Here is a 26,864-nt window from a genome sequence, read left to right as displayed (position 1 = left end):
TGCAGATAGCTTAAGCGCTTATGAATATTTTAATTGTAGACGACCATCCTTTATTTAGACATGCTTTGATTCAAGCGGTTCGTTATAGTTTGCCTCAGGCGCAGATCCAAGAGACTGCAGATGTAGATGAATTCTATGCACGTTTAGAACACGGTGCAGAACCTGATTTGGTCCTTCTGGATCTAAATCTACCCGGTGCTTCTGGTTTCTCCGCTTTGGTGTATGTGCGTGCACAATATCCTGCGATTCCGATTATTGTGGTTTCAGCACATGAAGAGGTGTCGATTATTCAGCGTGCGATTGCGCATGGTGCAATGGGCTATATTCCGAAATCCTCACATCCAAGTCATATTGGTGAAGCGATTAAGCATGTTTTAGAAGGTGAGATCTGGTTACCGCCAAACTTACCGACCCATGCGGGCTTTGATCCACGTGCGGCAGATGAAACGGCTTTAGCTGAACGTTTACAATCACTCACGCCACAGCAGTTCCGTGTGTTGATGATGGTGGCAGAAGGTTTATTGAATAAACAAATTGCGTATGAATTAGAAGTTTCAGAAGCCACAATCAAAGCACATGTCACCGCAATTTTCCGTAAACTGGGCGTACAAAACCGTACCCAAGCGGTATTGGCAATTAGTGCTTTAAATATTGAAGATAAGAAGATGTAAGAGATTGAATGACAAATTCGATTTTTAATTTTATTGAAGATCAGAAAACAAAAAACCAGTTCATCAGAACTGGTTTTTTGTTATGAATAGAGTGTTCTATGTAGAACATAAATCCAATATTAGAAACGGAACTTCGCGTTTAAGCCAATAGTTTGCGTATCAGTGCTTTCATGTTTCGCATTTGCGTTAACATAAGTTGCGCCTACAGCAATTGCTGGAGTGATGAAGTAGTTTACGTTCGCACCCCAAGCAGAATTGATTGCAGAGAAGTTGTCTTCATTTGCTGGGTTAGAGCTGAAGTTTGCTTCAGCATAAGAAGCACCAACGCTTAACTTAGGAGTTACATATACGTCAGTTTTCAATTCGTATGCTTGGAAGTCACCGTAAACAAGACCAGCTTCAAAACCTACAGCCATGTTTGTACCATCGATGTTACCTACGTATTTAGTACGCGCAGTGATCGCATCTTGGTCTTCACCAATAACTAATGGTTGAGCTACTGATTTAGCAATACCATTTGAAAGAACGCTGTTTGCGTCTAAAGCAAATTGGTCAGCGATGTTAGTATAACCAACAGCAACTAAGAAGTTAGGAGTAAGCATAGTACCGACTTCTAATGCGAAACGGTCACCATTGTCTTTTTCGCCTTCAGACTTAGTTTGTGAGTGGCTGTATGCAGCACTTGTATACACAGGTAAGTAAGGAGTTGGAAGGTAAGCTTCACCTTTTGCACCGAAAGAATTGTTCTTCACAGTTGCAACTTCGTCACCGCTTAATTCTGCAAAGCTATAAGCTACAGAAACATTAGACGCTTGGTTTAAGAATGCAGCTTCAGCTAAAGGACCTTTAGAAGCATCTACATTTTTGAAGTAGTAAGTACCTTGAGCAGCACCAGTGAAGTCTTTGTCATTGTTGCTTTTTGCATCGATGAATTCAGACTGACCTTGAACTTCTACTTGGTATGCGTGAGCACCGGTCATGGCTAAAACTAAAGCAGTGGCTAAACCGAGTTTTTTCATAATAATTTCCAGCTTTAAAACAAGAAAGAGTAAAGTTGGAGCCATTGTATTGTAACAAAGTATGAAGTCAATGTAATAAATTTGGGCTTCCGATAAATGAACAAATACCGATCATGCAGTGTATAATAAATGAACAATTAAGAAAAACGCTGTCAACCTTTTATAAAATACATATCTAACAAATAGATAAGTTTATTTTTTAACAAGATAAGTGATGTCATAATAATGTCATCCCTAAATATTTCAATTGGTTTATTCAATCATTGTGATCGGTTTTTTCATTTAAATCATTCTTGTTATTGTCATAATTTTGACGATAAAAGTGTGTATTGAAATATTGTTCTACTGTTTTTATGCGACCTGCTTTGCATAATTTCATATTATTGACTGCGCGTTAATATAAACCAAAAGCATCGAATAAATCTGATTTTTAATGAACAATCAACAAAATCGATTGTAACGATAAACCCGATCTATTTAATCAACTTTACTTTGTGAGAGCCAATTCACATAATACAAAGCAAGGGATATCTAATTTGCATTTAAATATCTCATAACATTTTCTTTTGAGTTTTTTGATGTTTTTACATCATCGTTTTACTAGCTCGGCTTTCCCCAAGGCTGAGCTTTTTTTTGTCTGTTTTTTTACAAAGTATTGATGAAAATAACACTACAGAACAACGGAGACAAAACACTTATAGTGACAGATTATTCTACTTTTCCAGCTTTATGATGATGTCGAAAAAATTAAAATGTCTGGCCTTTTTTACAGCCATCTTTTTTGCAATTCCCATGACTGCTTGTCAAAGTTTTAGCCAACAAAAGCAACAGCTCTCGACACAAAAAAATGAGCAGCAGCAGATCTCAAGTTTATTCCAGAGTGCCCAAACCAATGGTGTTTTGGTGATTTATGATGGCAAGAAAATTCAAAAATTTGGCAATGATCTTGATCGTGCAGAACAGCGCTATATTCCTGCCTCAACCTTTAAAATGTTAAACGCCTTGATCGGAATACAGCATCATAAGACCACACCAGATGAAGTATTTAAATGGGATGGTAAAAAGCGGGCATTCAGCAGTTGGGAAAAAGACCTCACATTAGCTGAGGCGATGCAGGCATCGGCGGTACCCGTGTATCAAGAATTGGCAAGACGTATTGGTTTGGAACTGATGACCCGTGAAGTAAAGCGTGTGGGTTATGGTAATAAAAATATCGGGACACAAGTCGATAATTTCTGGTTAGTTGGCCCCTTAAAAATCACTCCCATAGAAGAAGTTCGCTTTGCCTATGCGCTGGCAAAACAGAAATTGCCCTTTGACCAGCCGACACAGCAACAAGTCAAAGCGATGTTATTGGTGGATCAGATTCAGGGAACCAAAATCTATGCCAAAAGTGGTTGGGGTATGGATGTCAGCCCGCAAGTGGGATGGTGGACAGGCTGGATTGAACAGCCAAATGGCAAGATCACAGCCTTCTCACTGAATATGCAAATGAGTCAGCCTGAACATGCAGATGCACGCAAAGTGATTGTGTATCAAGCCTTGCAAGAGTTGGGATTGTTAGCCCATTAAATACGCAAAAAAAGACCCAGCTTTTGGGGAAAGCTGGGCTGAGAAAGGATGTTTCGCTTGGGGGAGAAAACATCCTAGAGGGTTAGAGGTTTAAATTCTGCAATCTCTGTATGCTTAAATTATGTGCTTTGGAAAGTAATTTGTAAAATTGATAATTTATATACTTGGGATAGTTTTTTTCGATTTTTAAATGCATTCAAGCGTGGAAAATCAAGCGCATAACCCAAGTGAAATATGATTGATTTTATTTAAAGTAGAAGTTTAGTGGCAAAACGTTTAGATCACTGGTGATGTGTAATGAGACTCAAAACGTTTTGCCCATATGAGTGCATTAAATTTCGTGATTACCACTCGTAGCGTAAGCGAAATAAATGCATGTCCGGCGTATGGTTGCTATCTTGGGTATATAGGCGCTCATAGTCAAAGCCAATACCATGATTGAAACGGATTGCCACGCCAATGCCATGATCGCGTCGAGAGAAATCGTAGCCGCTCCGATATTTTAAATAATTCCCCATCAGATAAGGTTGAATGTATTGCATACCATGATGGTCAAGGTCGACATGATAGCCTGCATAATATTCAAGTCCATAAGCCTCAGTGTCTAACAGGTTTTCAACTGATTGGGTGGAGGCCTGATTGAATGCATCAAAATTAGGCAATAGATTTTTATACCAGCCTGCACCTGTACTGAGCATCCATGTCCCATCAAAATAGAATAGGGCAGTCGCAAGCATGTCTTGAGAGAGCTTAGATGTTGCATGATCAGATTGCACCTGAGCTTTGTTGTGTTTCCATGAAATCGCCCAGTTTAAGTTTTTATTTAAGTGAATATCGACAGCGGCTTCTTGCCCCGCTTTGCGTTGATAACGGAGCGGATTAAGACTAGTGTGATCTTCAAATAAATAAGCCGCATAAAAATCAATATTTTTCGTTTTTTTCTCATATCTTAAAGTCTTACTGGCCGCTTGAGTCCCATCGAAATAAGCAAAAGGGCTCCATGTTTGTGGTTGCGCCAAGGTACTGTAGTCCCAAAGATCGGTTTTACTCCCGACCACATCGTAATACAGACTATAAATTTTTCCATATTTTAAAGTGCCATAGCGATGGCTCGAGATTCCCGCATAGGCTTGTTCTGTGGTCAGACGCTCATCATTGTTTTGATAATGCCCATCCCAATCTAAAATTTTGGCTGGATTAATAAAATTCTGATAACCCGTAATCAAATGCAGATCATCATTGATTTTATAGTCGGTATTGAGATAAATCCTGCTGGTTGAGCTATAGCCATTGCGACGATATTTCTGTGCTGCATTGGATGGCTGATACTGATCGAAATTCAGGGCTTGCAATCTGAGACTACCAGCACTGGTCAGTTTAAAGTTGTCCTGCGCAGTGAAAATCTGATCTTGATTGATCAATTCAATCTGTGCAAATGCCGAAGAGCAGAGTGCGAAACTCAGGGCAATAAAAACCCGATGGTATTGAAGTTTGAACTTAACCATTTTTAATTACGTCCATGTATAGATTTAAGTATGAGTAGTTAATCTCCGATGAAAATATTCATCTAAGATGTTGTAATGATGCGTGTTATTAAGTAGTTGGAAGGAGACAAAGTCTGGGTCGATGGCTTTCCTTTGATGAAAATACGACTGACTTTGCCCGATCAACTCATCGAGCTCTTGTGCGCCACAGAAAATGGCATAGGGCTTTTGGACAGCGGTCTCGACAAGGATGGGACTATATTGTCGAATCTCGTGTTCCGAGAGATTCAATGCTGTATTTAAATGGGTCTGTTGAATGGGCATGAGATCATAAATGCCACTCAATAAAACGGCTTCAGTTACAGCCGGATGCTTGAGCATTAATGCAGATAAATGAGCTCCTGCAGAATGCCCAACCAGTATGATGTCTTGAGTGCTCCATGCTTGTTGTTGGATAAAATCAAGTGCTTGTTGGATTTGCTTGACGATTTCGCCGATGCTGCGTTGCGGGGCCAAGTCATATTCAAGCAAGACACACTGCATATTGTTGGCAACAACATCCGTGGCGATAAAGGCAAAATCGGATTTATTGCACCATTGCCAATAGCCGCCATGCACAAACACGACGGTTTTGTGTGCCTGCGCTAAAGGAAAGAGATCTAAGCAGGATCGAGCCGTCTCAGCATAGGCAATATCCTGAATACAGGGGTGTTGCTGATAGCTCAACCGACTACGCTGTTGAAACTCCATCAGAATAGCCTGCTCATTTGCAACCGTTCGAGAATTATCATAAAGCTTCATGGTGTGTTTACTCAGAAGCTTCGGTGTTTGTGCTTAAATCGAGCTTTGCCGAGCTGCGTTTTAGCATATAAAAAATGATTAACAGCGCAATGAAGGGAATGCCAAACTGTAGCGTAGATTTAAATTCGGCAGTAACCCAGGTGGTGAGGGTAATGCTCAGAATACTGAATAAACCAAACAGTGAAATGAACTGACTGGCTGGAATTTTGTATTTTAATCCAATGCCATTTTTCACAATATGCCGTCTAAAACAGATATGGGTCACAAAGATGCTGCCCCAAGTAAATAATGCGCCGAACATGGATAAGGCAATCATGATGGGGAAAGCCGATTCCGGATTGATGGTATACACCACGCTGGCAACAGCAATCCCCATCGCGGATAAAAACAGCGCATTGATGGGCACGCCATTGGGACGGATTTTACCGAAGATTTGAGGTGCATCGCCTGCCCGTGACAAGCTAAATAGCATTCGGGTTGAAATATACAGCATGCTATTCATGGCAGAGAGGGCGGCAACAATCACGATGAAATTGAGAATGCTATCTGCATATGGAATCCCGACAATTTTCATCACGGTCACAAAGGGGCTGCTGGCCTCTTTGCCAATCAGTTCTGTCCATGGAACCAGTGCCACGATTAAAGACAGGGACAGTAAATAGAATAAAATTAGACGCAGTGCGGTACTTTTAAAGGCGTATTTAACCGCTTTTTCTGGGTTCGAGGCTTCACCTGCAGCGACGGCAATCATTTCAATACTTAAATAGCTAAAAATTGAAATAATCACCCCAATCCAGACGCCACTGAATCCATTGGGAAAGAAGCCACCGTGTCCAGTCAGATTACTCACAACATGGTGACTTTGCTGCGTGTTTTGAGTCAGAATACCGATTGCCAACAGAATAAACACGATAATCGCAAAAATTTTAATGGTGGAGAACCAGTATTCCACCAGTCCAAATGCCTTGACGCTATAAGCATTCACTGCAAGCAATGTACCTGAAAAAAACACGATCCAGATCCATGCGGGCAGATCGGGAAACCACATTTTCATGTAGTCTGCGACGGCGGTGATCTCAGTACCAACCGCCAGTACGATACAGGCCCAATAACTGTAGCGCACCAAGAAACCCGCCAAGGGGCTGATATAATGTTCAGCATAAGCCCCAAATGAGCCTGAAGTTGGGTGTTGCACTGTCATTTCGGCGAGACATGCCATCAGTGCAAAGGCAATCAGCCCGCCAATGGCATAACTCAAAATGACAGCAGGGCCAGCAAAGCTAATCGCAAATTTGCTCCCCATAAACAGGCCCGTTCCAATCGCACCACCAATTGCAATCATTGCCATCTGCTTGGCGGATAATTTTTTATGTAGTCCTGCTTCACGTGCTTGAATCTTATCAAAATTATTCATCGGCCTCTCCTAGCCATCAGCTCAATCCGAAAGTGACGACTTAGGTCACTTCACCCCGTACCAGGTAGCTTTCATTGTTCCATTCCTGATGCTGCATGATGGCTTTGAGATGTTGCACCGCATGCCAGATATCTTCAAATCCCAGATAGAGTGGGGTAATGCCAAAGCGTAAAACTTCAGGTTCACGATATTCTCCGATCACGCCACGGGCGATCAGTGCCTGAATAATTTCATAGCCATGTGGATGTTGATAGCTGACATGGCTGCCGCGATATTGATGTGCTTTCGGGGTGATCAGCTCAAAACCATACTCGGCACATTCCTGATCAACCAACGCAATAAATAGGTCGGTTAATTTAAGCGATTTCTCACGAATTTTCTGCATGTTGGCTTGCAGGAAAATATCCACCCCGCATTCGATCAGACTCATGGAAATAATCGGCTGAGTACCACACAGATAACGGCGGATATTGTTGGCTGGCTGATAATGCTGAGCCATGGCGAAGGGTTTTTGATGTCCCCACCAGCCAGAAAGTGGTTGCCAGAATTGATCCCGATGTTTGGGATTGACCCAGAGTAATGCAGGCGAGCCAGGACCACCGTTGAGATATTTATAGGTACAGCCAATGGCAAAATCACTGTCCGTTTGATTGAGATCCATCGGTACAGCGCCAACAGAGTGGCATAAATCCCAGATGATTAAGGCATTACTGGCATGGATTTGCTGATTAATCGCGGCCATATCATAGAAATAACCAGTGCGATAATTGACATGAGACAGCACCACAACAGCGACATCAGTCGTTAAAATTTCGCTTAAACCTGCGGGGCCATCAATCAATTCGACCTGATAGCCTTGATTGATCAAGTCAATAAAGCCTTCGATAATATAAATATCGGTGGGGAAAGCGTCTTTTTCCGCGACAATGATTTTACGTTGTGGATGTTTCTCGGCCTGAATTTTGACTGCAGCGGATAACACTTTAAATAAATTTAAGGTGGTCGAATCAGAAATCACGGTTTCGCCAGCATTGGCCCCGATCAGTTGTCCGACTTTATCGCCTAAACGGGTCGGTAAGCCCCACCAATCTGCTTTATTCCAACTGTTAATGAGATCTTCACCCCATTCTTGTTGAATAATATGCTGCGCATAATTTAAAGATTGCTTCGGTCTTGCACCTAAAGAGTTACCGTCTAGATAAATCACATTGTTAGGCAAGGCAAATTCATTTTTAAATGCGTTGAGCTCGTCTTGTTTATCCCAATAAAGGCATTGTTCTTGTGTCACCATATTGAATTACATCCCTATGTTTATTGAATTCCACTGTTAAATTTTATCACTGCAATTTTTGTTTTTTATCCGATAAAACCAGTAGATAAAGTTGAAAATTAGGATATGATTTCAATAATATTTAAATTATTAGAATAATTTCCGAATATGAATATTGATGCGATTGATCTTAAAATTCTAAATTTCTTGCAGAACGATGCACGCCTGAGTAATCAGGAATTGGCCGATCTGGTGAATCTTTCACCCTCTGCTTGTCATCGACGGGTCAAGCTTTTGGAAAGCAATGGCATTATTGAGAAGTACCAAGCTAGGCTCAATTATGAAAAATTAGGTATTAAAATTGAGGCCATAGTTGAAATAAAATTGATTCAACTTACTGAAAGTGATCATAATTTTTTCTTAAAGCAGATTGAGGACTTTGAAGAGGTCGTGAATGCCTATGTGATTACAGGCGAATCGAATTATGTGCTGCATGTGGCGACCAAAGACCTGAATGCGTTTTCACAATTCATTATTAATAAATTGAATAAGATTAAAGGCATTATGAGTATTAATTCTAAGATCATTTTAGATAAGGTCATTCAGAAAAAACTGCTTTGATTTCCGATTCTCTATTGAACCTTGGTCTAGATTTAAAAATATTTATTTTAATGATATAAAATACTTAGATTAATTTAATTAAATAAAAATCATTCTCATAATCAATTTTGAAAAGTAATTGCGGGACTGAAATAACGATTTAATAAAGTCAGTCGCGATTAATGTAACCAAAAACCTCGGTTTAAGCGTGGTAGTGGGTTTTATAATTCAGGTAAAATTAAGTTCTGTTTAAAAATCAATTGAGATCGTTTTTGAAAAGTACAAGGTGTATGAATGGGGCGTGAATTAAAAAGCTCGAAATTACGTTCTGAGCAGATTAGTCGTCGTCTCTTTTTCTGCATGATAGTCATTATCTTTTCGATTTTTTATCTCTCCATCCCTTTAATTATTAATAGTTATCAAGAATATATAAAATCAGAACAAACACTCAATGAAATTACCTGCCTTCGCACATTAGTTAAAACAGCCAATAAAATTTCCAGAGAACGTGCACCTTCCAATAAGGTGATGTCGAGCGAACCGAATGTGTTATTGGAAAATCAAAAAGAGTTATTCGAGTATCGCAAGATTGTTGATGCAGAAATTGATAACAGCATTGAGGTCTTAAAACAAAACGGGTTTAGGCTGATTGCTTATGAACTGGAAACTGATTTAAAAGTTAAATTGGCTGCAGCACGCGCCATTGTTGATGCTTATGCCAGCACGCCACATGCCGAGCGAACATCCAAGCAATATGATCATGCGATTTTATCCATGTTTAGTGTCTGGGATGAAAGCCGTGAGTTCTTAACGTGGTTATTGGTTCGTTCCAATAGCAAAAACAGCAAGATGTCGAATTATTTCACCTCAATTTTGGTGCTCACCGATATGCGTGATCAGGCTGGTAGAGTTGCATCTAATGTTATGGCACCGGTGACATTTGGGGAAAAAATTTCGGATGAAAATCGAGCACGCTCATTACAGACACAACATCAAGCGATCTATCTGTGGGAGTTAATTGATACGATCCAGCCTGAACAGTCGAAGACGCTTGAATATGTAGACTTATATCGTCGTGTTAAAACGGAGTTTTTAGATAAAGGATTACCGATTATTGCGCGCTTATTGGATGAAAGTAAAAATAATAAAGCCTACTTTCTGTCAGGGACACAATTGACAGAACGAATGGTGGGGAAATTTACGCCAGTCATGGACTTGCAAAACTATATTCTGGATTACAGCATCCAAGTTGCAGTGAATGAAAATAAATTCGCAAAGCGGCAGTTTATTTTTACTTTAATTATTTCGAGTCTGTCTTTATTGATTGCAATTTTCACCATGATTTATGCCAAGCGCAAGGTGTTTAGTCCACTGATCCATGCCCGTGATATGATTTTGCGCTTATCTGGAACTTCAGATGAACTTCCTTCAGGTAAAAATAATAAGGAAGAGTTTTTCTCGTTGTTTGAAGCGATTGATAAATTAAAAGGGATGTTAAAACAGCGCGATGCTATGGAGTTGCAACTCAAGCAGATTGCAAATTCTGATGTATTAACGGGGGTCGCAAACCGGTTGGCTTTAGATGAATATATTCAGCTTCTGGAATCCAAGCCTGAGGCTTTGTCTCAGACTTGTGTGATTGCGATTGATATTGATAATTTTAAGTTTGTAAATGATCAGTATGGGCATATTGTCGGTGATCAGGTGATTAGCATGATTGCTGATCAACTGAAACATAATGTTCGTGCATCTGACTTAATTGTGCGTTATGGCGGTGATGAGTTCTTGGTGGTGATCGAGAATATTCAGATGACCGCTGCCAAAGTGGTGGCAGAGAGTATTCGTTCGGCTATTTTAAAGGAAAGGATTGTGATCCCGAATGTAGCTGAGTCGATTCATGTTTCGGTCAGTATTGGTGTTGCGATTGGGGCAAATAGCTGGTTAGAGTTATTAGAAAAAGCCGATCAATCACTGCTCAAAGCGAAGGCAAAAGGGAAGAATATTGTAGAGACTTAACGCTTGTGCGAAAGGTGTGATGCTTATTTTGCTTTAGGTATCTTGAAATATTGAATCAAAAACAGGATTAAGTTTGTGTACTTAATCCTGCTCGAAAATGCTAATCCTTTATAAGAAGGATCACTTCAACAAAGGTTTTAAGAACTTCGCTGTATGTGAAATTTTAGATTTCACCACTTGCTCAGGGGTTCCTTCGGCAATGATTTGACCACCACCCGAACCGCCTTCAGGGCCTAGATCAATCACCCAATCGGCTGTTTTGATCACATCCAGATTATGCTCAATCACTACGATGGTATTGCCCTTATTGCGCAGCTCATACAAAATGTCGAGTAACTTGGCAATATCATGGAAATGCAGACCTGTGGTCGGTTCATCCAAGATATATAAGGTTCGACCTGTATCACGTTTTGCCAACTCACGTGCCAGCTTCACCCGTTGTGCTTCACCACCTGAAAGGGTTGTCGCTGCTTGTCCTAAACGGATATAGCCAAGCCCGACTTGGGTCAAAGTATCTAAACGACGATGAATCACAGGAATAGCACTAAAGAATTCCGCGGCATCTTCCACCGTCATTTCCAGTACATCAGAAATGTTTTTGCCTTTATAACCGACTTCTAAGGTTTCGCGGTTATAACGCTTGCCATGACAGGCATCGCATGGCACATACATATCAGGTAGGAAGTGCATCGCGACCTTGATCATACCGTCGCCTTCACAGGCTTCACAACGCCCACCTTTCACGTTAAACGAGAAACGACCTGCGCTATAACCACGCGCTTTGGCTTCAGGCGTTTGCGCAAATAATTCACGAATCGGCGTGAATAAACCCGTATAAGTTGCAGGGTTTGAACGAGGGGTACGCCCAATTGGACTTTGGTCAATATCGACCACTTTATCCAAATGTTGTAAGCCATCAATCGAATCAAACTTTTCCGCAGTCAGCGTGGTTGCACCATTCAGCTGAGTCGCAGCCAAAGGTAATAAGGTACGGTTAATCAGCGTTGATTTACCTGAACCTGAAACCCCTGTGACACAGGTCATGATGCCTAATGGAATGGTCAAATCCACATTCTGCAAGTTATGCCCGCTTGCACCAGACAACTTGATGACTTCATCTGGACGTGGCGATTGAGTACGTTGTTTTGGTACTTCAATCTTCAATTTACCAGACAGATATTGACCTGTGAGAGAGTCAGGATGATTGGCCAACTCATCATAAGTACCTTCAGCAATCACGGCACCGCCATGAATACCCGCACCTGGTCCGATATCAATAATATGGTCAGCAGCACGAATCGCATCTTCATCATGCTCAACCACAAGCACGGTATTACCCAAATCGCGTAGGCGAATTAGGGTTTGTAATAAGCGATCATTATCACGTTGATGTAGACCAATCGATGGTTCATCCAGTACGTACATCACGCCCATGAGGCCTGCACCGATTTGTGAGGCCAGACGGATACGTTGTGCTTCACCCCCTGAAAGGGTTTCAGCTGAACGTGCCAAGCTGAGATAGTTCAGACCAACACTGACCAAGAAGTGTAAACGCTCACGAATCTCTTTAAAGATTTTATCGGCGATTTCACCTTTGGCGCCTTCGAGGTTCAGGTCTTGATAATAGTTTTCCGCATCGCCAATTGACATCTTAGTGATTTGGGCAATGGTTTTGTCTTTGACCCGCACATGGCGAGAAATTTCATTCAGACGTGACCCACCACAGGCATCACATGCTGCATTGGATAAGTATTGCGCTAAATCATCACGTACATAATTCGATTCAGTTTCGCGGTAGCGGCGTTCCAAATGCGGCAAAATCCCTTCAAAGGCTTGCACACGGCTGTGTTTACGACCACGTTCATCGATATAGCTCAGATCGATTTTCTCTTTGCCTGAGCCTTGTAAGAATTTTTTCTGGGTGTCTTTATCTAATGTGTTCCACGGTTGATCGAGGTCAATATTGAAATGATCAGCCACTTTTTGCAGCATGGTGTAGTAATACGGGCGCTGTCTGTCCCAGCCGCGAATTGCACCTTGGCTGATTGAAACTTCAGGATTTGGAATCAGTTTATCAGCACTGAAATGGCTACGCGTTCCTAAACCATCGCAGACAGGGCAGGCACCGAATGGGTTGTTGAATGAGAACAGACGTGGTTCAAGTTCAGCCACGGCACGATCGCACTCAGGGCAAGAATGTTTTGCTGAGAAGACACGCTCGGGATGCTCGCCGTTCATCCACGATAACACCGCAATATCACCACCTAGACGTAATGCGGTCTCAAACGATTCTGCAATACGGTTACCGAGATCATCACGTACTTTAAATCGATCCACCACCACTTCAATGGTATGTTTTTTCTTCTTGTCCAGCTCAGGTGGAGTATCGATATCAATGATTTCACCATCGACACGCGCACGCACAAAGCCTTGACCTTGCAGCTGTTCAAACAGTTGGGTGTATTCACCCTTACGCTCACGTACCACAGGAGCGAGCAACATCAGGGCTGTACCTTCTTCAAGGCTTTTTACTGCATCGACCATTTCTGAAATGGTTTGTGCCACCATCGGCAGATCATGTTCAGGGCAGTAAGGTGTACCGACACGGGCATAGAGCAAACGTAAATAGTCGTAAATTTCAGTAATGGTACCGACGGTTGAACGTGGGTTATGACTAGTCGACTTTTGCTCAATCGCAATTGCAGGCGATAAACCTTCAATCGAATCGACTTCTGGTTTTTCCATTTGTGACAGGAATTGGCGCGCATAAGCCGAAAGCGATTCGACATAGCGACGTTGACCTTCGGCATACAAGGTATCAAAGGCCAATGATGATTTACCAGAGCCAGAAAGTCCCGTAATCACCACAAACTTGTCACGTGGAATATCGAGTGACACATTTTTTAAATTATGGGTACGTGCGCCTCGAATACGGATATGACTTTGACTCATAAATACATCTCAATAAGCTGAATATGAAAACGTGTATATGATAGCGATTTAAAATCGTTCAAGTGGTATAAAAATAATTAAAACGACAAATTGTGACGGTTAATGAACTGGTTCACATTTATCGCACGCTAAGCGCCTAGTATTTTTAGCATTCAATGCCTCAGATTACCATGTAAAAATTGATCACTTATTAAAATACATAATTTACTAGACGACTGGTCTAATATTGATTTATAGTGTGACGATGAAACGATCAAATAAAAGTGAAGCCACGCGACAACATATTTTGGATACCAGCTTTGAATTGGTATTACGTAAAGGTTTTGTTGGTGTTGGCTTGCAAGAGATTCTCAAAGCCTGTGATGTCCCGAAAGGGTCGTTCTACCATTATTTTGCTTCTAAAGAGGCATTTGGTTGTGCCTTACTGGAACAATACATGGCGGATTATAAAATCCGTGTCGAGCAGCTTTGGCAGCAGACCGAACAAAGTGCTTATGCGCGTTTGATGGCGTTATGGCAGGCGTGGATTGATGACCCTGTTCATGGTAGTTGGGCAGAGAATTGTTTGATTGTGAAATTGGCCGCAGAGGTTTCAGATTTATCTGAAGACATGCGCCAAATTCTCAACCTCGGTGTGCATCGATTAACACAACGTGTGGCGTTGTTATTACAAGAAGGGCAACAACAAGGCTCGATTCCTACCCATCTTGACCCACTCAAAACGGCCCAAGTGATGTATCAACTGTGGCTGGGTGCCGCCTTGATGACCAAGTTGGCTCAAGACAAAGCACCACTACATTTAGCTTTAGAAACCACTCAACAACTGCTCCAGCCGATTAAGGAATAAAACATGCAAAGTATTATCCATCACAGTTTTGGTGAACCCGTCGATGTGTTGCAGTTGGGTGATATGCCTCAGCCTGAGCCGAAAGCAGGTGAAGTTCGTATTAAAACCATCATGTCTCCTATGCATAATCATGATGTTTGGACCGTACGTGGTAGCTATGGTTATAAGCCAACCTTGCCTGCGATTGGTGGCAGTGAAGCGGTGGGTATTGTCGATGCAGTGGGTGACGGTGTCGATGCAAGTAAATTAGGACAGCGCGTTGCGGTCGCAGGGGTACATGGCAGTTGGGCAGAATATTTTATCGCACCAGCAGCAAGTATCATCCCTTTAAATGATGCGATTGATGATCAGACCGCAGCACAGCTAATTGGGATGCCGATCAGTGCTTTGATGTTGCTCGATTTTGTTAATGTACAAGCAGGTCAATGGCTGATTCAAAATACGGCTAATGGTGCGGTAGGGAAAACGGTTGCCATGATTGCTCAAGCACGTGGACTACAAGTGATTAATTTGGTTCGTCGTAGCGATGCGATTGCGGAAATGCAGGCCTTGGGGATTCAGCATGTGGTTGCGACGGATAAGCCAGATTGGAAACGACAAGTAAAAGCGATTCATGCGGATCAGCCATTAATTGCTGGGGTGGATTCAATTGGTGGCAGTGCCAGCGGGGAAATGTTGAATTTACTCAGTGAAAATAGTCTATTGGTTTCGTTTGGTAGTATGACTGGCGAGACTATGCAGATCTCATCGGGTGATCTGATTTTTAAACAAGCCACGGTTAAGGGTTTCTGGGCCAGTGTGGTCAATAAAGAAATGCCAGCAGAGCGTAAAAAGGCTTTGTTTGTAGAACTACTGACACTTGCGACGCAGAAAAAACTGATTTTACCTGTTGAAGGCATTTTTAGTTTCGATCAGATTGAAACGGCGGCATTGAAAGCAACTCAAGGCGCGCGTCAAGGTAAAGTGTTGTTAACACCATCATTGTAAAAATACGGGGTCAGTTTTGCGACTGATCCAATTAAATTCAAACACAATAAAAAGGAAAAAATCGCATGTTGGGACAAGTATTGATCGGGCTAATTGCAGTATTGCATGTTTATATTTTGGTGCTGGAAATGTTTTTATGGGACAAGCCCTATGGTTTAAAGGCCTTTGGCAATAGTCTGGAAAAAGCACAACTGACCAAAGTGTTGGCACAAAATCAGGGGTTGTATAATGGTTTCCTTGCAGCAGGCCTCTTTTGGTCATTACTAGCACCTGTAACATATGCCATTGCGATTGCCAATTTCTTTTTAGGTTGTGTCTTGATTGCCGGGATCTACGGTGGGCTCACCGCGAGTAAAAAGATTATTTATATTCAGGCTGTACCTGCATTGATTGCTTTAATCGTGGTGAATGTTTTTTAACCCAGCAATAAAAGTAGGCATTTAAACTGATTTATGCTTTAATGCACTCAGTTTGAGATGAGCCTCATACAGTATATCGGACGATACGATATACGACTAAGCCCCTTAATTGGGGCTTTTTTATGTCTGGATAAAATACGACTCAGGGTGCTAGGTGTTTAGGCTTGATCCAGACCTAACCATTGACGTTGTTGATAGGCACTGTCCCAGAACAACCACTCCAGTTTTGCACCCATGCTATAGGCTGCATGCATTTTGGCTAAGGTATCTTCATCACAACGGGCTGCCACTTTATCAACCGTCGCAATCACATTACGTACCGCGGTATTAAATTCCTCTCCTGCATAGGTATCGATCCATGCTTGGTAAGGATTGTTGGCAACGGATTGACTGACGATATCTTTACCCACTTCGGCATAAATCCAGAAACATGGCAGTAAGGCCGCCAAAATCACAGGATAGCTTTCTGACCATGCCGTTGCCGTCAAGAATGAGGTGTAATGATGGCAGGCCAAAGTCAGCGGTGTGCTTTCAAACTCGGTTTTGCTGATCTCAAATTCCTGCATAAAATCACTGTGCAAGCTGCGTTCCACAATAATGGCGATTTTTGCTGCTTCAGAAAATTGAATCACATCATCAGCTTCATAAGCTTTTGCGGCAGCCACAGCAAGGGCACGTCCATAGGCCAATAAGTAATGTGCATCTTGAATCACATAATGACAAAAGGCTGAACGATCGAGTGTGCCCGCTGCAAGTTCTTGATTAAACGGAAGCGCTAATATTTTTTGATATAAATCTTGATTACGTTGCCAAACTTCTTGAGAAAACGTCATGGATTTGAACCTGTTTAAAACACGAAAATAAATCTGTTCGTACTATAGCAGAGTCTGGTCTGGATGGTTTTTTTGCCAAACAAGTCCAACAATCTTTTCTCTTTTTGGGGCAAAACTCGCCTACAATAAGCACATTTTTATCACTCTACATTTGGATAAAAGGCTGCTCATGAAGCATTTCCGTTTCTCAATATTTTTTACGATTGTGTGTTTAGCACTTTCGGCTTACTGGGGCTATACGCATGGCCCTGAAGCGGGTGTTGCCACCATGCTAAAAGCACTGACCATTACTGCCATTTTAGCGGTGATGGAAGTGTCTCTTTCTTTCGATAATGCGGTGGTGAATGCCTCAGTGCTGCGTGGTTGGGATCATTTTTGGAAAATGATCTTCTTGACCGTGGGTATCCTGATTGCCGTATTTGGGATGCGTTTAATCTTCCCAGTGGTGATTGTCGCGGTAACCGCCGATATGGGCATGGTTGAAGTTGCTAAAATGGCTCTGAATGATCCGAAGACTTATTCAGAGCGTTTGATGGCCCATCATGCTGAAATTTCAGCCTTTGGGGGTACCTTCTTGTTGATGGTGTTCTTAAACTTCTTCTTTGACGATGGTAAAGAAACCCATTGGTTTAAATGGTTGGAAGCAAAATTAGCCCATTTGGCTAACGTGCCTGCCATGTCGGTATTCTTGGCCTTGATCGCGATGATCATCATGGCGGCGAATGTCGATGAGTCTGCTCGTTTGGCTGTGACCATGGCCGGAATCTGGGGCATCGTGGTGTATATCGGGGTACAGGTCTTGAGTCATTTATTGGGTGGTGAGCCTGAGATTGATGAAAATGGCAATGCTATTGGCCATGACTCAAGTGGTGCAGCTTCGGGGGTGGTAAAAGCTGGTTTTGGTGGTTTCCTCTACCTTGAAGTGCTAGATGCATCGTTCAGTTTTGATGGTGTGATCGGTGCATTTGCGATTACCAGTGATGTGGTGATCATCATGCTGGGTCTAGCAATTGGTGCGATCTTTGTCCGTTCAATGACCATTTATCTGGTGGAAAAAGGCACTTTGGATGCGTATATCTACTTAGAGCATGGTGCACATTATGCGATTGGTGCACTGGCATTTATTATGATTGCCAGCGGTACAGGCTTACATGTACCTGAAGTGGTTACGGGGTTGATCGGTGTAGCCTTTATTGTATGGGCGGTGTTGGCTTCGATTCAGTATAGCAAGCGAGAACAACAAGCCTCTTAAGCTTGTTTTCAGCTTGATCAGCTAGTGTAAATAAAGGAGCGAACATCGCTCCTTTATTTTTTCTCTGCAGAAAGATTGTGTTTTTCATGATCTAACTTACAACCTTTGTAGGCGAATGGCTTATAATTCGCTGAGCCAGTTATAGTGTCTTATCAACAATGAATGCTTTAGAACGTCGTTCAACCTTTGCCTTAAGTAGCATTTTTGCCTTGCGCATGTTGGGCTTGTTCATGATTATTCCTGTGTTTTCAGTCGCAGGACAATCCTATCAATATGCCACACCTACCTTAATTGGTCTTGCGGTTGGGGTATATGGCTTAACCCAAGCAATTTTACAGATTCCGTTTAGCTTATTGGCCGATCGCTTTAGCCGTAAGCCTTTGGTTGTTTTGGGCTTATTGTTATTTGCAATTGGTGGTGCAATCGCAGGTTTATCCGACACGATTTATGGCGTGATTATTGGTCGTGCGATTGCAGGCGCAGGTGCGGTATCTGCGGTGGTGATGGCATTACTGGCCGATGTCACCCGTGAAGAACAGCGAACCAAGGCCATGGCTGTAATGGGCATGAGTATTGGTTTATCTTTTGTGGTGGCCTTTAGTTTAGGGCCGTGGCTGACCAGTTTAGTCGGCATTTCGGGCTTATTTTTTGTGACCACGATTATGGGCTTGGCTGCGATTGCAATGCTCTTGCTGGTCCCTAAAGTTACGCGACACCATCGCAACTATCAGCAAGGTTATCTGAATCAGCTCAAGCAAGTCATCCAAATGGGCGAGTTAAATCGTCTGCATGTCTCGGTCTTTGCACTGCATTTATTGTTGACTGCGATGTTTATTTATGTGCCTTCACAGCTGATCGAATATGCAGGAATTCCTTTAGCAAAGCATGGCTTAGTCTATTTACCATTATTGGTAATCAGCCTGTTTTTTGCCTTCCCAAGCATTATCATTGCGGAAAAATATCGCAAAATGCGCGGTATTTTTCTTACTGCGATTGCAGGGCTTATCGGCGGTTTGCTGATTCTAATCTTTGGTTATGAGTCTAAATATGTATTGCTGGCAGGACTCGGTTTATTCTTTGTCGCCTTCAATGTCATGGAAGCATTATTACCCTCTTGGTTATCCAAAGCAGCTCCGATCCAATCCAAAGCCACTGCGATGGGCGTCAATGCCAGTAGCCAGTTCTTGGGTGCCTTCTTTGGCGGGACCTTGGGTGGGCAGCTTTTGATGTTACAGAATACTGCACTCGGGTGGAGTGTGCTGACGGGGATTGCTATAATATGGCTGCTGATTAGTTTTGGTCTGGCTCAGCCGAGATATTTGTCTTCTATTGTGTTGCCTTTACCTCAGGCAATACAAACAGATGAATGGACTTCAAAACTGTTGGCGATTCGTGGTATTGAAGAAGTCGTGGTGATGCCAGAACAGCAAGTTGCGTATATTAAAGTCGATAAACAGTGCATTGATGATGCTGGGCGACAAGATTTAACGCACTTGATTGGCAAAGAGGTAGCCATTTAATCATAACTCTTATAAAGTAAAACATAGAAATATATAGGATGAAGACAGCTAATGCGTGGTGTGAATAAAGTTATTTTAGTAGGTACTTTAGGTAAAGATCCAGAAACTAAAACCTTTCCAAATGGTGGATCATTAACTCAATTCTCGATTGCAACCAGTGAATCGTGGATGGATAAAAGTACGGGTGAGCGTAAAGAGCAAACAGAATGGCACCGTATCGTGTTGCACAACCGTTTAGGTGAAATTGCACAACAGTATCTCCGTAAAGGTTCAAAAGTATATATCGAAGGTTCATTACGTACTCGTCAATGGACAGACCAAAATGGTCAAGAGCGTTACAGCACTGAAATTCGTGGCGATCAAATGCAGATGCTGGATAGCCGTCAACAAGGCGAGCAGAGCGGTGGCGACTTTAACCAACCACGTTTTAACAACAATAATAACCAAGGTGGTGGTTACCAAAATACTGGTTATAACAATAACAACAACCAAGGTGGTTATGGTCAAGCTGGTGGCAATTATGCAGGTAGCCCTCAAGCAGGTAATGGTTTTAATACACCAAAAGCAGCACCACAACCAGCTGCGGCAGCACCTGCTGATTTAGACGATGATTTACCGTTTTAGATCGAAGTAACAGACATAAAAAAGGCATAAAACTGAGTTTTATGCCTTTTTTGTTGGGGAAATTTTTTATCGTGCAGAGTCCAAGGTTTCGTGGTTGGTCACCACTTCTTGGGCTTTACTATAGCTTTCAATCAGAAGCTGATAAGCTGGGAAAATCTGGGTATAGATCTGCGCCCATTCCAATGCATCGTCACGGTTCCACGTGCGCTGGATTTCTGATGCCACTGCTGCGGTATCCATCGGGACCACACCGGCTTGCACCACACGGGCTAGGGTAATTTCTTCTGCCATTTTGCTATAGGTTCCAGAAGCATCAATCACGGCAAAGACTTTATAGCCTTCCGCAACAGCACTGATGGCTGGGAAGGCCATACACACGCTGGTAATGGTTCCTGCAATAATCAGGGTGTTTCGGCCTGTCGCTTTAACTGCATTGACAAAGTCTTGGTTATGCCATGCATTGATTTCACCTTTACGTGGCACATATTGGGCATGAGGTGCATTGGCATGGATTTCTGGAATTAAAGGGCCATTGGGGCCTTGTGGTACAGACGCGGTGGTAATCACAGGAATGTTGGCTAAACTGGCAATCTTAGCCAAGGCTGCTGCGCGTTGACGTAATTCAGGCATTGGCATATCGCCGACGGTTTGGAATAAACCACTTTGGTGGTCAATCAATAACATCACGGCATCATTGACATCGATAACAGGTGCTTGACCATTGAAGTTTGCTGGCATTGTCATTGTTGTATCCTCATCTTGTCTTAGGGGGTATAATTGATAATATAGACAGGACGATGGCTGAAAAATATCTGAAATAGGATATATTGTCATGTCAAAAGAACAATTATGGTTATCATTGACGGGTCGAGCAAATAACATGAAAGATTTAAATGACTTATATTTTTTTGTGAAAGTGATCGATAGTGGTGGCTTTTCAGCAGCCAGCCAAGAATTAATGGTGACCAAGTCTTTACTGAGCCGTCGTATTGCCGAATTGGAAGATCGACTCGGGGTGAAGCTGATCAATCGAACCACCCGACAGGTGTCGATTACCGAGGTGGGTAAAATCTATTATCAGCATTGCAAGGCCATGTTGATTGAAGCTGAAGCTGCCGAAGAAGCAATCGAATTTTTAACGGCCGAGCCGCGTGGATTGATCAAGCTGTCTTGCCCGACCAATTTGTTGCATATCAATATCAGTCAAATGTTGAATGAGTTTTTACGGCTGTATCCGAAAATCAGTCTGCATGTCGAAGCGACCAATCGCCGTGTGGATTTAATTAATGAACGATTTGATTTGGCTGTGCGGATTCGTCCTTTACCTTTGCCGGACAGCGATTTAATTGTGCGCGAGTTGGCTTTGGCACGGCAGTTTATTGTTGCAAGTCCAGACCTATTACATCAGTTTTATTCAATTAGCGAGCCGCAACAACTGATCCAATTTCCCGTGCTCATGATGGAATCCTTTGCGCCTGAATATTATTGGCAATTATTTTCAAAGGATCAGCAAGAACAAAAAGTCCAGTGCCATCCGCGTCTCACCACCACGGATTTAACCGCACTCAGAGAAGCCACGCTGCAAGGTTTGGGCGTGTCAAAATTACCAGAGTTGCTGGTGGCTGAAGACATTAAACAAGGGCGTTTGATTCATGTATTGCCTGAATGGCAGCCTAAACCCGAGCTGATTCACTTGGTCTATACCTCTAGACGTGGATTGTTGCCATCAATGAAATTATTGATCGATTTTCTGGTGCAAAAATTTGCCAAAGTGAAACAGCACAATTCGGTGCTTTACTAATACTGCACTATAAAGAATAACCACTGTCAGTTTTTGCCAACTCTCTCAGGCCTTCCATCAGGGTCTCGATCAGCTTTTCCACCACCAAGCGTTGACCTTTGCGCGAGGCATAGACTAACTGTACGGTGCCCCGATTGGACTTCCATTCGGGTAATAAGTGAATGAGTTTACCTTTTTGGATATCTGCTTGCACCGTGAGATAAGGTAGATCTGCAATGCCTAAACCATCATGGACCGCATAATAAACCCCAGCCAAATCATTGCTTTTGACCCGCGGTTGATAAGGTACATCCACGCTTTCATCACTGTGGACATGACATAAATGCCAATAATATTGATGTTTTTGAATACCCAAGGCCACGCTCGGATAGTGCTGTAATTCTGAATAATGCTGAATGGTTCTGTCTTGTAGTAATTCTGGTGCCGCCACCAGACAATGCTCGGTTCGAATCACATCGCGGACAATGAGACTGGAATCTTGATTCGGTTCAAAACTGGTACGGATCGCGATATCAATATCATCATGTAGCACATCGACACGACGGCTGGTCAATTCTAAAGAGATTTCAACTTTGGGATAGGCTTTTAAAAACTGATTGAGTAATTTCCGAATTTGGAAATGCATCATTAACGGTGGGCAGCTGATTTTGACCATACCTTGTGGTTCATTTTTCTGCTTGAGCAGGACATTCTCGGCACATTCGACTTGTGCAATCACTTTGCAGCATTCTTCATAAAACTCTTGACCTAAATCCGTGACTTTAAAATGACGGGTGGTGCGTTGGATCAGGCTGACATTAAATTTATGTTCAAGTTCAATGATGCGACGGCTAAGTTTGGATTTACTGATATTCTCAGCTTCGCTAGCCGCACTAAATCCGCCGTGTTTCACCACCAAATAGAAATAATGAAAGTCATCAAATGAGTTGATCAAGGCAAAGCGAATCCGATAAATATGACAAGATTAGAATAGCATTAACTAGGGGGCTGTTGACATTTCACAGATGCTTGCGACAGAAGACATTTTTTAGACGATACAAGGCATGCCTTATGAGATTTAGTTATTCTAAATGAATAAGGCATAACACAGTAGCGGCAAAAAGTGTCTCTGTCCCGTAGGGTTATAGCTAAAACTTCCCTAAACTGCGTTATGAAACTTGGTAAGGGGAAGACCATTACCTGCATTTCATGCCTTGTTTATGTCGTTTTAGCTGATAACGCAAGACATGGCGGAAATATCAACAGACCCCTGCTAATCTTGATATGACGGTTTATTTTTCTGCAGTGTTGGTGAAATAACTGGTCATCAAGTTGCGATAATCAGGAATATGATTCGAGAATAAAGCACCTAAGCCTTCGATATCATTGCGCCAATCACGGTGCAGTTCACAGGCCATACCAAACCAGGTCATCAGTTGTGCACCTGCTTGTGACATACGATCCCACGCCGCATCGCGAGTGAGCGCATTAAAGGTACCTGACGCATCGGTAATCACAAATACTTCAAAGTCTTCTGCCAGTGCAGATAAGGCTGGGAATGCGACACAGACTTCCGTGACCACACCGGCAATAATCAATTGTTTTTTACCTGTAGCTTTGACCGCTTTAACAAAGTCTTCATTGTCCCACGCATTGATTTGGCCTGGACGAGCAATATAAGGGGCATCTGGGAACAGTTCTTTCAGTTCAGGAACCAGTGGACCATTTGGGCCATTTTCAAAGCTGGTGGTGAGAATTGTAGGTAAGTTGAAGTATTTTGCGGCATCTGCCAATGCCAAAACATTGTTTTTAAATTTGTCTGGATCAATATCCCGAACCAATGAAAGGAGGCCAGCTTGGTGGTCGACCAAAAGTACGGCTGCGTTGTCTTTGTCTAGGCGAATATAATCTTTAGCCATTGTTGTATCCTCGTGTTTTTGTAAAAAGAATACGGAAAAGAAAGTGAATTTCCGTAGTGCTTGAAATTATGCTAGTTAAATTTTTCATGTAGATGAAGCGCAAAAAATGAGATAAACAATATCAAAAATAGGATGATTGATAAGGTTTAGGGATTGATTCACTTTTTAATTTTCAATTGTCCTATATGTAGAATAATGTGTTGCCATTCTGAGGCTATAAGCACACCTGCTTGAGGCGTAAAATAGATCCCAAGAACAGAACTTCTACTCTATAGGAGAAACCAAATGAAAAGAATTCTGGGTGTGTATCAAAATAAACACATGCACTGGGTCGGTGATGGTTTCCCAGTGTATAACTTGTTTTCCTATGACCGTTTAGGCCAAAGCCTCAGCCCATTCCTCTTGTTGGACTATGCTGCACCATACCGTTTTGATCCAACCACAGCACAACATGGAGTCGGTTCGCATCCACATCGTGGCTTTGAGACCGTGACCATTGCTTATCAAGGTGAAGTGACGCATAAAGACTCAAGTGGCGGTGGTGGAACCATCAAAGCTGGTGATGTGCAATGGATGACTGCAGGTGGTGGTATCTTGCATCAAGAGTTCCATTCGCCTGAGTTTGCCCATGAAGGTGGTTTGTTTGAAATGGTTCAGTTGTGGGTTAATTTGCCAGCGCATTCCAAAATGACGCCAGCAAAATATCAAGCCATTGAAGCCGATCAAATTCAGCACATTAAATTGGATGATGCGGGTAGTGAGATGCGAGTGATTGCAGGTCAATACCAAGACACCGCAGGTGCAGCAACTACCTTTAGTCCAGTCAATGTCTGGGATGGTACGATTGTAAAAGATCAGGAACATAGCTTTTATGCGACCGAAGGCCATACCGCATTGTTGGTATTGCTCTCTGGTCAGGTGGTCTTAAATGAGAACCAAAGCATAGAAGCACCGAGTTTGGTGGTGCTGAGCCGTGAAGAAATTGACTTTAGCATCAAGGCCGAACAGGACAGTAAATTCCTGATTTTGACTGGTCAGCCACTGAATGAACCGATTGAAGGTTATGGACCTTTTGTCATGAATAGCAAAGCGGAAATCGTTGAGGCTGTTCGTGATTTCAATAGCGGTAAATTTGGTTCAATGCAAGCTTAATTGCAATTTAAATCAGTTGCTTATATAAGAAAGCCTATCACTCCGTTAAAGTGATAGGCTTTCGCTGTAAGGATCCTCTATTGATTTTTTTAATATTATGTCACTTATAATTATTCAGCTTGTTATGTGACTTTGTTCTCGTTATTGTTTAATAAAAATAGCACTAATATTGGGCTTTGCAAAGGCTATAAAGCGCTGAAAATGAAAAAATATAGAATGTTCTGTATGTTTTTATGTCCTAAAATGTAATAAGTCTAATTTTTTCATTATGTTAAGATACAAACGCAATTTGTGATAAAATGTAACAAGAATCCAACAACGATATTACGACAAAAGTCTGGCAGAAGCCTTCAATCTGGTATTTTTTAATACCGCGTTTCGCTTAACTATCGGTCATAATCAAGAAAAATCATCAACTGATGGGACATAATTTTGGATATTGCAATTATTGGCAGTGGAATGGCAGGACTTGCCTCAGCCAGAATCCTACATGATGCAGGGCATAAGGTAACTATATTCGAAGCACTCGCAGGGCGAGGCATGGATAGTCATAGTATTGATTTTGATGGTGGTATTATTGATGCCCCACTACGCGTAATGAATCCAAAGCTTTGGCAAAATACTTTAAGTTTGGCAAGCTACTTGGGCATAGAAACTTTCCCTGTCCGTACTTTTATGGCTTGCAGTTGGTTGTTTGAAGATAAAACAGATACATGGCTCACCACTTCACGTAGCCGTATCGGCAATTTCCCGATTATTAATAACCGCAAAGGCATTCAGCAATATGGCTGGCGCTTGGTCAAAGGCATGTTGCAACTGAAGACTGCGGTACATCAATTCTTTAAATCGGATAATCAAGACATCACACTAGCTGAATTCATGAATCAATATCATATTGAGGAAGTGTTTTGGCATGGCACAGTAATGCCAGTGCTGTATACCATTTGTACTTGCCATCCTAAAACCATTGGTGAATGGCCAGCCAAACCTTTATTGGAATTTATTCGTCAGTTGACGGAAGGTGAAGCCTTATTACGAATGAAAGGTGGAACGCCTGCACTGGTCAATCGCTTGATTGAAGGCATTGAAATTCATAGTGGTTCGCCTGTTCAAAAAGTTGAAGAGCAGGGCGAAAAAGTTTTGGTGGAAAATGCACAGGGTGAAAGCCAATTATTTGACCGTGTGGTGATTGCGACACCAACCCCAGTGATTGAAGATTTTCTCAAGCAGCCGCAATTTGCCGATGATATTGCCTTACTGAAAAAATTCCGCTTTGAACAGGGCGATTTGGTGATTCATACCGATCCAATTGTGATGCCACAACGCCGTAAAGATTGGGCAGTATTGAGCTATATGATGGATCGTAAATTTACCCGTCAGCAATTTACCGTGTGGATCAATGCGATTGAACCAAGCTTGGTGGGTAAAAATGCCGTGTTCCAGACGTGGTGTCCGGTGATTGATATCGATCCGAAGAAAATCATTTCTAAAGTCAAACTCACCCGTGCGGTGGTTGACTCAGAAACGGTCGCTCTGAATAAACAAATTCAGCAACGTCATTTGGATTTAAACCGTAAAGTATTCTATTGCGGTTCATGGTCGTGTGATGGTTTGCCGATCTTAGAATCTGCTGTGACCTCTGCGATGCATATTTCTGAAATCTTAGGTGCAGCCGTTCCATTTGTTGGATTAAAACCAAAAGTCAAAGTTGCACCTGAACTCGGTTATTAAG

23 protein-coding genes are annotated in these 26,864 nt (G+C 42.2%); 13 read left to right on the top strand and 10 right to left on the bottom strand.

Annotated elements, in window-relative coordinates:
• The first annotated feature begins 20 nt into the window (after positions 1-20).
• On the top strand, positions 21-671 hold the full coding sequence (locus WA352_RS01720; protein WP_004657203.1) for a response regulator: 651 nt from the start codon (positions 21-23) through the stop codon (positions 669-671).
• 119 nt (positions 672-790) lie between these two features.
• Here WA352_RS01720 and omp33-36 read toward each other — a convergent pair whose 3' ends face one another.
• The gene (gene omp33-36 / locus WA352_RS01715) at positions 791-1,735 is read right to left on the bottom strand and encodes a porin Omp33-36 (protein ID WP_263974988.1); all 945 of its coding nucleotides are present in this window, start codon (positions 1,733-1,735) and stop codon (positions 791-793) included.
• A 684-nt stretch (positions 1,736-2,419) separates the two neighbouring features.
• On the opposite strand from omp33-36, the gene WA352_RS01710 reads away from it, so the two are divergent.
• Positions 2,420-3,262, top strand: coding sequence for an OXA-286 family carbapenem-hydrolyzing class D beta-lactamase OXA-303 (locus tag WA352_RS01710; RefSeq protein WP_005317413.1), 843 nt, complete (start codon positions 2,420-2,422; stop codon positions 3,260-3,262).
• 344 nt (positions 3,263-3,606) lie between these two features.
• Here WA352_RS01710 and WA352_RS01705 read toward each other — a convergent pair whose 3' ends face one another.
• The 4 genes from WA352_RS01705 to kynU are packed head-to-tail and all read right to left on the bottom strand — an operon-like array spanning position 3,607 to position 8,252.
• Positions 3,607-4,767 (bottom strand): porin, encoded by a 1,161-nt coding sequence (locus WA352_RS01705; RefSeq protein WP_005317415.1) that lies wholly within the window; start codon positions 4,765-4,767, stop codon positions 3,607-3,609.
• Positions 4,768-4,791: 24 nt separating this feature from the next.
• Positions 4,792-5,547 (bottom strand): alpha/beta hydrolase, encoded by a 756-nt coding sequence (locus WA352_RS01700; protein ID WP_005317417.1) that lies wholly within the window; start codon positions 5,545-5,547, stop codon positions 4,792-4,794.
• Between the two features lie 7 nt (positions 5,548-5,554).
• A complete protein-coding gene (locus WA352_RS01695; protein WP_005317419.1) occupies positions 5,555-6,961 on the bottom strand; it encodes an amino acid permease in 1,407 nt (468 codons plus the stop codon).
• Between the two features lie 40 nt (positions 6,962-7,001).
• Positions 7,002-8,252 (bottom strand): kynureninase, encoded by a 1,251-nt coding sequence (gene kynU, locus WA352_RS01690; protein WP_336141047.1) that lies wholly within the window; start codon positions 8,250-8,252, stop codon positions 7,002-7,004.
• Between the two features lie 147 nt (positions 8,253-8,399).
• Between kynU and gigD the strand changes: the two genes are divergently transcribed.
• Positions 8,400-8,852 (top strand): Lrp/AsnC family transcriptional regulator GigD, encoded by a 453-nt coding sequence (gene gigD, locus WA352_RS01685; protein WP_004657217.1) that lies wholly within the window; start codon positions 8,400-8,402, stop codon positions 8,850-8,852.
• 273 nt (positions 8,853-9,125) lie between these two features.
• On the top strand, positions 9,126-10,847 hold the full coding sequence (locus WA352_RS01680; protein WP_005317425.1) for a GGDEF domain-containing protein: 1,722 nt from the start codon (positions 9,126-9,128) through the stop codon (positions 10,845-10,847).
• A gap of 120 nt (positions 10,848-10,967) precedes the next feature.
• On the opposite strand, the gene uvrA is transcribed toward WA352_RS01680, so the two are convergent.
• Positions 10,968-13,799 (bottom strand): excinuclease ABC subunit UvrA, encoded by a 2,832-nt coding sequence (uvrA, locus tag WA352_RS01675; protein WP_005201547.1) that lies wholly within the window; start codon positions 13,797-13,799, stop codon positions 10,968-10,970.
• 244 nt (positions 13,800-14,043) lie between these two features.
• On the opposite strand from uvrA, the gene WA352_RS01670 reads away from it, so the two are divergent.
• The 3 genes from WA352_RS01670 (at position 14,044) to WA352_RS01660 (ending at position 16,052) form a co-directional block, all read left to right on the top strand.
• On the top strand, positions 14,044-14,646 hold the full coding sequence (locus tag WA352_RS01670; protein WP_004803684.1) for a TetR/AcrR family transcriptional regulator: 603 nt from the start codon (positions 14,044-14,046) through the stop codon (positions 14,644-14,646).
• Between the two features lie 3 nt (positions 14,647-14,649).
• Positions 14,650-15,633 carry a zinc-binding dehydrogenase gene (locus WA352_RS01665; protein ID WP_005317429.1) on the top strand — a complete coding sequence of 328 codons (984 nt, stop codon included), beginning with the start codon at positions 14,650-14,652 and terminating at the stop codon, positions 15,631-15,633.
• A 65-nt stretch (positions 15,634-15,698) separates the two neighbouring features.
• Positions 15,699-16,052 (top strand): DUF1304 domain-containing protein, encoded by a 354-nt coding sequence (locus tag WA352_RS01660; RefSeq protein WP_005317432.1) that lies wholly within the window; start codon positions 15,699-15,701, stop codon positions 16,050-16,052.
• A 158-nt stretch (positions 16,053-16,210) separates the two neighbouring features.
• On the opposite strand, the gene tenA is transcribed toward WA352_RS01660, so the two are convergent.
• Positions 16,211-16,885, bottom strand: a complete 675-nt coding sequence (tenA, locus tag WA352_RS01655; protein WP_005201544.1) for a thiaminase II — start codon at positions 16,883-16,885, stop codon at positions 16,211-16,213.
• A gap of 169 nt (positions 16,886-17,054) precedes the next feature.
• Here tenA and WA352_RS01650 point away from each other — a divergent pair, with 169 nt between their 5' ends.
• The 3 genes from WA352_RS01650 (at position 17,055) to ssb (ending at position 20,281) form a co-directional block, all read left to right on the top strand.
• Complete coding sequence (locus WA352_RS01650; RefSeq protein ID WP_004657231.1) at positions 17,055-18,137, top strand: DUF475 domain-containing protein; 1,083 nt, start codon at positions 17,055-17,057, stop codon at positions 18,135-18,137.
• 158 nt (positions 18,138-18,295) lie between these two features.
• A complete protein-coding gene (locus WA352_RS01645) occupies positions 18,296-19,657 on the top strand; it encodes an MFS transporter (RefSeq protein WP_005317435.1) in 1,362 nt (453 codons plus the stop codon).
• 51 nt (positions 19,658-19,708) lie between these two features.
• Positions 19,709-20,281, top strand: coding sequence for a single-stranded DNA-binding protein (ssb, locus tag WA352_RS01640; RefSeq protein ID WP_005317438.1), 573 nt, complete (start codon positions 19,709-19,711; stop codon positions 20,279-20,281).
• A 66-nt stretch (positions 20,282-20,347) separates the two neighbouring features.
• Here ssb and WA352_RS01635 read toward each other — a convergent pair whose 3' ends face one another.
• Positions 20,348-21,025 (bottom strand): hydrolase, encoded by a 678-nt coding sequence (locus WA352_RS01635; RefSeq protein WP_005317441.1) that lies wholly within the window; start codon positions 21,023-21,025, stop codon positions 20,348-20,350.
• Between the two features lie 136 nt (positions 21,026-21,161).
• Here WA352_RS01635 and WA352_RS01630 point away from each other — a divergent pair, with 136 nt between their 5' ends.
• Positions 21,162-22,082 carry a LysR substrate-binding domain-containing protein gene (locus WA352_RS01630; protein ID WP_032859490.1) on the top strand — a complete coding sequence of 307 codons (921 nt, stop codon included), beginning with the start codon at positions 21,162-21,164 and terminating at the stop codon, positions 22,080-22,082.
• A 7-nt stretch (positions 22,083-22,089) separates the two neighbouring features.
• Here WA352_RS01630 and WA352_RS01625 read toward each other — a convergent pair whose 3' ends face one another.
• Both WA352_RS01625 and ycaC read right to left on the bottom strand, forming a co-directional pair.
• Entirely contained in the window at positions 22,090-23,016 is a 927-nt protein-coding gene (locus tag WA352_RS01625) for a LysR substrate-binding domain-containing protein (RefSeq protein ID WP_004803710.1), read from the bottom strand.
• Positions 23,017-23,353: 337 nt separating this feature from the next.
• The gene (gene ycaC / locus WA352_RS01620) at positions 23,354-23,980 is read right to left on the bottom strand and encodes an isochorismate family cysteine hydrolase YcaC (protein WP_004657244.1); all 627 of its coding nucleotides are present in this window, start codon (positions 23,978-23,980) and stop codon (positions 23,354-23,356) included.
• Positions 23,981-24,265: 285 nt separating this feature from the next.
• On the opposite strand from ycaC, the gene WA352_RS01615 reads away from it, so the two are divergent.
• The gene (locus WA352_RS01615; RefSeq protein ID WP_005317449.1) at positions 24,266-25,132 is read left to right on the top strand and encodes a pirin family protein; all 867 of its coding nucleotides are present in this window, start codon (positions 24,266-24,268) and stop codon (positions 25,130-25,132) included.
• Positions 25,133-25,564: 432 nt separating this feature from the next.
• Positions 25,565-26,863 (top strand): FAD-dependent oxidoreductase, encoded by a 1,299-nt coding sequence (locus WA352_RS01610; RefSeq protein WP_004803715.1) that lies wholly within the window; start codon positions 25,565-25,567, stop codon positions 26,861-26,863.
• Position 26,864: the final 1 nt, after the last annotated feature.

Source organism: Acinetobacter sp. 102, from assembly GCF_037028485.1.
Classification (GTDB): domain Bacteria; phylum Pseudomonadota; class Gammaproteobacteria; order Pseudomonadales; family Moraxellaceae; genus Acinetobacter; species Acinetobacter higginsii.
The sequence above is the reverse complement of the archived record's forward strand: the minus strand, read 5'-3'. Positions and strand labels throughout refer to the sequence as shown.